The following is a 7,121-nucleotide window of genomic DNA, read 5'->3' as shown; positions in this document are numbered from 1 at the left end:
GGTGCGGGTGGGGATGTCGGTTTCCGACTCCGGGTGGGTGCTCTCCGGTTCGCGCCCGGCCGGGGCATCGGTGGGGGTGTCGGTCTCCGGCTCCGGGGCGGTGTCCTGCGCTTCGCGCCCGGCCAGGGCATCGGTGTTCTCCGGTTCACGCCCGGCCAGGGCACCGGTGCCGTCGGGGCCCCGTTCGCCCTCCTCCGGGTTCCGCCCGGACCGCGCACCGTTCGCCACCGCTTCCGCCTTCATCCACGCCCCACTTTGCTGTTCACATCCGGCTGCGCCGGTTCTCGCCATCACGTCCGCGCGGCCGTCCCCGGCCCGCCGATCACCTAGATGCCCGCCCCGGCCTCCGCGTTCCCGCCGTGGCGGGCTGTGACGGTTCGGTCATACTCCGCCGGTTTGACGGGCCCTCACTCAGTCTGCACTATTCCACTAACGTGTTAGTGGAATGAGGTGGAGGGATGGAGTTCCGAGTAGACCGGCGCAGCGGCGTCGCCACCTATCTGCAGCTCGTCACGCAGGTCAAACAGGCCCTGCGGCTGGGCGTGCTGGAGCCGGGGGACCGGCTGCCGACGGCCCGGGAGGTGGTGGCGGCCACCGCCATCAACCCCAACACCGTCCTCAAGGCGTACCGCGAGCTCGAACGCGAAGGGCTCGTCGAACCGCGCCCCGGCGCGGGGACGTTCGTCCGCCGCTCCCTCTCGCACCCCGGCGCGGCGCCCGATTCGCCGCTGCGCCTGGCCCTGGCCGCCTGGATGGCCCGGGCCCGCGAGGAGGGCCTGGACCGCGAGGACATCACGGCGCTCATCGCGGCCGCCGTGGACGAAAGCTTCAACCCCTCCGGGCCCGGGCGGCCCGGACAGTCGAGAGAGGAAACGGCGTGAGCGATCCGACCCACGCGCCGGCACTACGGGCCACCGGGCTCGGGCGGGAGTTCGGCGGCCACCGGGCCCTGCACGCCTGCGACGTCGAACTGCCCGCGGGCCGCGTCACGGCCCTCGTCGGCCCCAACGGCGCCGGCAAGAGCACCCTGCTCCAGCTCGCCGCCGGCCTGCTGCGCCCGACCAGCGGGGAGATACGCGTCTTCGGCGAGGCCCCCGGCACCCCCGGGGCCCGCCGCCGCACCGCCTTCCTCGCACAGGAGAAGCCGCTGCACGCGGGCTTCACCGTCGCCGAGACCCTGCGCCTGGGCCGCGCGCTCAACCGCGGCCGCTGGGACCAGGACGCCGCCGAGCAGCTGCTCACCGGCTCGGGCATCCGCCGCGGGGCCCGCATCGGGTCGCTGTCCGGCGGCAACCGGACCCGGGTCGCGCTGGCCCTCGTACTCGGCAAGCGCGCCGAACTGCTGCTCCTCGACGAGCCGCTGGCCGACCTCGACCCGGTCGCCCGGCACGACGTGATGGCCCTGCTGATGACCGAGGCCGCCGAGCACGGCACCGGCATCGTGATGTCCTCGCACGTCCTGGCCGAACTGGAGGACGTCTGCGACCACGTGGTGCTCCTCAAGGACGGTGCCGCCCGGCTCTGCGGGGACGTCCAGGAGCTCCGCGAGGCGCACACCTGGATCACCGGCCGGGCCGATCCGGCGGAGGCCGACGGACTGCCCCGCTCCATCGACCGCGGCGTCGTCGTGCACTCCGCCGTCGGCGGCCGCCAGGTCACCGCGCTCGTCCGTACGCCCCCGCCGGCCGACGACGGCCGCTGGATCACCGAGACCCCCTCCCTGGAAACCCTGTTGCTCGCCCACCTGCGCGCCCCCCGCCCCGCCGCCGAGAAGGAGGCCGCCGCATGAAGGGCGTCCTGTGGCTGGCCTGGCGCCAGCAGCGCCTGATGATCCTGTCCGCGCTCGCCCTGCTGGCGCTCTGCGCGGCGTACGTGGCGTACCGGCGCTCCGAGATGGCGGAGCTGATCGAGGTCACCGGCTGGGTGCCCTGCCCCGGCTGGAACGGGGGCTGTGAGAGCCCCGCCACCTTCGAGATCATGCAGGGGAACTCCGCCGGCATCCGCGCGCTCGGCGCCCTCGGCCTCGCGGTGCCGGCCCTGATCGGCGTGTTCTGGGGAGCCCCGCTCATCGGCCGGGAGCTGGAGACGGGCACGTTCAAGCTGGCCCTCACCCAGGGCGTGGGCCCGCGCCGCTGGTTCGCGGCCCGGTTCGGGCTCGCGGCGCTGGTCGCCGTACTCGTGGCGGCCGTCGTCGGAGCCCTCGTCGCCTGGTGGTGGCTGCCCATCGCCAACACCCTCGACGGCCCCTACTGGCACGATGCCGCGGTCTACAACGCGACCGGCCCGGCCCCGGTGGCCTGCGCCCTGTTCGGCCTCGCCGCCGGCACCCTCGCGGGCCTGCTGGTGCGCCGGACGCTGCCCGCCATGGGCGTGGCGCTGGCCGCGATCGGTACCGCGATGGTGTTCGTGAGGATCTTCCGCACCTCGTGGATCGCCCCCGAGACCCGGATCACCCCCGGCGATACCCCGAAGCGGCTCGTCGGCAGCGCCTGGTCCACCGGGGAGTTCGGCTACATCACGCCCGACGGCCGCGAGTACCCGATCATGAAGTTCTGCCAGACGTCCGGCGACGAGATGCGGGCGTGCATGGCCGAGCACGGCTTCACCGGCCGCTACCACAAGGTCTATCCCAGCGGTGACTTCTGGACCTTCCAGTGGATCGACACCGCCCTCTACCTCGGGGCCGCGGCCGTGCTCGTGGGCCTGACCCTCCTCCTCCTGCGCCGCCGCTCGGCCTGACCGTCGCGCCCGCGCCCACGTCCGCGCCCGCCCACCCGTTCCGTCCGTACTCCTGGGGGACCCCTCATGGCCACCAAGAAGAACCTCACCGCCAACCGCGCCGGCCTCGGCCACAAGGTCCGCTACGCGCTGGGCAACCCGACCCGCATCGCCCCGTACGTACGCCGTGCCGCGCGCGACCGGTGGCTGCGCCTCAAGCACCCCGACCACGTGGGCTACTACCGAGCCGTCATGGCGTCCGACACCGGCCGCAACCCCGAGGCGGCCGTCGGCAGCCAGACCCACGAGCGCTGGCTGGCCCTCGGCAAGATGCAGTTCGACTACCTCGTGGCGCACGGCCTCACCCCCCGCCACCGCATGCTCGACATCGGATGCGGCAACCTGCGCGCGGGCTGGCGCTTCATCGAGCACCTGGACACCGGCCACTACTACGGCATCGACATCTCGCCCGACATCCTGATGGCCGCCAAGGGGACGCTGACCGGGCGGGGGCTCCAGGACAAGCTCCCGCACCTGACCATCACCCAGGACCTGACCCTGGACTTCCTGCCCGACCGGCACTTCGACGTGGTGCACGCGCACAGCGTGTTCTCCCACTCGCCGATCGGGATCATCGATGAGTGCCTCGCGCACGTGGAGCGCGTCCTCGCGCCCGGCGGCTGGTTCGACTTCACCTTCGACCGCACCGAGGGCACCGAACACCAGGTGCTGCGCGAGGACTTCTACTACCGCACCCAGACCCTCGTGGACCTCGCGGCCCGGCACGGGCTGAAGGCGCGCTTCATGGACGACTGGGAGGAGCTCGGCCACGGCCAGTCCAAGATCCGCGTCACCGCCGGCTGACGGCGGCGGCGGGTCCGGCCCGGGTGGCGAAGCGGGGGTGACGGCTTCCCGCCCGGGCCTCTTCGTGCTCAAATCTGCTTGGTACCGGACTACTTCGAGCAGGTTCCTTCAAATGGGCCGCCAGAGTCCGCTATCTTGCCGGGTGCATGCCAAGGCGGTGTGTCCGCGATCCGGACCGCACGAGGAGCTGCCCGATGAGTCCCACGAGACTGTCCCTGAGGCGCGACCGGCACGAACCCCCACCCGAGCACCGCCGCCGGGCCCGCCCCGGCCGCCACCGGGCGCGCCTCGCGGCCCTGCTCGCCGCCGCCCTCGCGGCCGCGGGCCTCGCCGCGGCGGGACCCGCCACCGCCCGCGCGGCGGCCGCGGCCCCGGCCGCCCCCGCCGCCACGGCGGGGAACGCCACCGGCCTGACCCAGTCGGGCGGCACCTTCACCGTGAGCACCTCCAGCGGGGCCAAGGCCCGCGTGGTCGTCGCCCGCGCCGACATCTTCCGCCTCTGGCTCTCCCCCGACGGGGCCTTCACCAACGACCCGGCCGGCTCCGACCTCGCCCCCACCACCGACTTCGGCCCCGTGAACGCGAGCTGGACCGACGCCGGCACCCACTTCCGGATCACCACCGGGGCCCTGTCCATCCGGGTCAACAAGTCGCCCCTGCGGTTCTCCGTCTACCGCGCCGACGACACCACACCCGTATGGCAGGAGACCCAGCCCACCAGCTGGGGCGGCGGCAAGACCACCCAGTACCTGGCGCGCGGCGCCGACGAGCAGTTCTACGGCACCGGCCTGCGCCTGGGCGAGTGGGCGCTGCGCGGCAAGACGGTGCCCGTGGCCGTGGACAACAGGTGGCGGGAGAACGACAACGCCAGCCCCGCCCCCTTCTACATGTCCACCAACGACTACGGCGTCATGCGCAACACCTGGGCCCCGGGCTCGTACTCCTTCGACGCGCCCACCGCCCTCACCCACGACGAGACCCGCTTCGACGCCTGGTACTTCACCGGGGACTCCCTCAAGTCCGTGCTCGACGCCTACACGGACGTCAGCGGCAAACCCTTCATGGCGCCGCTGTGGGGCTTCGAACTCGGCAACGCCGACTGCTTCAACGCCTCCAACCCCGACTACCAGGGCGACCACGGCAGGCCGCGCCACCAGACCACCCCCGACGTGGTCGGATACGCCGCCGACGCCCGTGCCGCCGACATGCCCTCGGGCTGGTTCCTGCCCAACGACGGCTACGGCTGCGGCTACACCGCACCCCTGAAGTCCACCGTCGACGCCCTGAAGGCCAAGGGCTTCCAGACCGGCCTGTGGACCTCCACCGGACTCGGCTCCATCGCCGACGAGGTGGGCACCGTGGGCAGCCGGGGCGTCAAGACCGACGTGGCATGGATCGGCGGCGGCTACAAGACCGCCTTCCAGGGCGTCCAGCAGGCCGTGGACGGCATCGAGAAGAACTCCGACGCCCGCCGGTACGTGTGGACCGTCGACGGCTGGGCGGGTACCCAGCGCAACGCCGTCGTCTGGACCGGCGACACCCACGGCACCTGGGACGACATGCGCTGGCACGTCCCCGCCATCGCCGGCGCGGGCCTGTCCGGCCTCAACTACGCCTCCGGCGACATCGACGGCATCTTCGGCGGCAGCCCCAAGACGTACGCCCGCGACCTCCAGTGGAAGGCCTTCACCCCCGCCTTCATGACGATGTCCGGGTGGGGCGCCGTCAACCCGTCGGCCGGCTACCAGGACAAGCAGCCCTGGCGCTTCGCCGAGCCCTACCTGTCGATCAACCGCAAGTACCTCCAGCTGAAGATGCGGCTGATGCCCTACCTGTACACGATGAGCCGCACCGCCCACGAGACCGGAGTCCCCAGCACCCGCGCCATGGTCCTGGAGTACCCCGACGACCCCGTCGCCCGCGGGAACCTCACCAGCGGCCAGTTCATGGCCGGGGACTCCTTCCTCGTCGCGCCGGTCGTCTCCGACACCTCCGTCCGCGACGGCATCTACCTGCCCGCCGGGACCTGGACGGACTACTGGACCGGGAAGACGTACGCGGGCCCCGGCTGGCTGAACGGCTACCGGGCACCCCTGGACACCCTGCCGCTGTTCGTCAAGGGCGGGGCGATCGTGCCGATGTGGCCGCAGATGAACTACTCGGGCGAGAAGCCCGTCGACACCCTCACCTACGACATCCACCCGCGCGGCGCCTCCTCCTTCAGCCTGTACGAGGACGACGGCCGCACCCGTGCCCACGCCTCCGGTGCCTTCGCCCGCCAGCGCGTCGACGTCAGCGCCCCGACGGCCGGCGCCGGCACGGTGACCGTCTCCGTCGGCGCCCCCACCGGCAGCTACGCCGGCCAGCGGGCCTCGCGGGGCTACGAGTTCACCCTCCACGTGGCCTCCGCGCCCGCCACCCTCACGGCGGACGGCGCCGCGCTGCCCCGCCTCGCCGACAAGGCCGCCTACGACGAGGCCGCCACCGGCTGGTTCTTCGACCCCGCCGACCGCGCGGGCGTCCTGTGGGTCAAGACCGGTACGAAGACGGGCGCGTTCAGCGTGACCGCCACCGGGACCTCCGTCCCGGCCGCCGAGGCGATCCCGGTCACCTCCACGCCCATCTCCCAGTCGGCGTGGACCCTGGTCTCCGCCGACAGCCAGGAGACCGCCGCCGAGAACGGGGCCGCGGTCAACGCCTTCGACGGCAATCCCGCCACCTTGTGGCACACCGCCTGGTCCTCCGGGAAGGCGGCCGCCCTGCCGCACGAGATCCGGATCGACCTCGGCGCCCGCTACAGCGTCGACGGCCTCGGCTACCTGCCGCGCCAGGACGGCGGGGTCAACGGCCGGATCGGCGGCTACGAGGTCTACGTGTCCGACACCACCGCCGACTGGGGCACCCCCGCAGCCACCGGCACCTTCGCGGACACCGCGGCGGCCAAGTCCGTCACCCTCGCACCCCGGACCGGCCGCTACCTCAGGCTGCGGGCCCTGACCGAGGCGGGCGGCCGCGGCCCCTGGACCAGCGCCGCCGAACTCACCCTCACCGGCCGCCCGGCACCCCTCCCGGCGGACGCCACCCTCGTCAACGCGGCCTCCGCGCGCTGCCTGGACCTGCCGCACAGCGACACCACCCCGGGCACCGCACCCACCCTCTACACCTGCCACGGAGGCCCGAACCAGCGCTGGACCCTCCAGGACGACGGCCGCATCACCGGCCTGGGCGGGGTCTGCCTCGACGCCGCCGACCCGGCGAAGGTCGCGGTACGGGCCTGCGCCGCCGGCCCCGCCCAGACCTGGCAGCCCGGCCCGGACGGCAGCCTGCGCAGTGCCGGCCAGTGCCTCACCCCGGCGGGCTCCGGCACCGCCAACGGCACCGGACTCACCCGGGCCGCCTGTACCGGAGCCGCCGCCCAGCGCTGGACCTTCACCCCCTGACCGCGGGGGGGGGCCGGGGCCCCCCACCGAGACGGAACCGCCTGCGGCCTCGAGCGGAAGAGCAAAAAGCCGAACTCCCATCACAACAAACCAGACCCA

Annotated in this window: 6 protein-coding genes; 5 read left to right on the top strand and 1 reads right to left on the bottom strand. The window is 73.2% G+C overall.

Going from position 1 to position 7,121, the window contains the following annotated elements; genetic code table 11:
- A partial coding sequence (locus tag AC07A6_RS21465) for a hypothetical protein (protein ID WP_478778139.1) occupies positions 1-243 on the bottom strand: 243 nt, incomplete at its 3' end.
- A 215-nt stretch (positions 244-458) separates the two neighbouring features.
- Here AC07A6_RS21465 and AC07A6_RS21460 point away from each other — a divergent pair.
- The 5 genes from AC07A6_RS21460 to AC07A6_RS21440 all read left to right on the top strand — a co-directional run bounded on the left by AC07A6_RS21460 (position 459) and on the right by AC07A6_RS21440 (position 7,022).
- The gene (locus tag AC07A6_RS21460; protein ID WP_362462279.1) at positions 459-881 is read left to right on the top strand and encodes a GntR family transcriptional regulator; all 423 of its coding nucleotides are present in this window, start codon (positions 459-461) and stop codon (positions 879-881) included.
- On the top strand, positions 878-1,789 hold the full coding sequence (locus AC07A6_RS21455) for an ABC transporter ATP-binding protein (protein ID WP_478778138.1): 912 nt from the start codon (positions 878-880) through the stop codon (positions 1,787-1,789). The genes AC07A6_RS21460 and AC07A6_RS21455 overlap by 4 nt, the downstream gene beginning before the upstream one ends.
- Entirely contained in the window at positions 1,786-2,739 is a 954-nt protein-coding gene (locus AC07A6_RS21450; protein ID WP_478778137.1) for a transporter, read from the top strand. The genes AC07A6_RS21455 and AC07A6_RS21450 overlap by 4 nt, the downstream gene beginning before the upstream one ends.
- A gap of 66 nt (positions 2,740-2,805) precedes the next feature.
- The gene (locus AC07A6_RS21445; protein WP_362462287.1) at positions 2,806-3,582 is read left to right on the top strand and encodes a class I SAM-dependent DNA methyltransferase; all 777 of its coding nucleotides are present in this window, start codon (positions 2,806-2,808) and stop codon (positions 3,580-3,582) included.
- 194 nt (positions 3,583-3,776) lie between these two features.
- Complete coding sequence (locus AC07A6_RS21440; RefSeq protein WP_478778136.1) at positions 3,777-7,022, top strand: TIM-barrel domain-containing protein; 3,246 nt, start codon at positions 3,777-3,779, stop codon at positions 7,020-7,022.
- Positions 7,023-7,121: the final 99 nt, after the last annotated feature.

The organism is Streptomyces sp. NPDC044002 (assembly GCF_056434525.1).
The sequence above is the reverse complement of the archived record's forward strand: the minus strand, read 5'-3'. Positions and strand labels throughout refer to the sequence as shown.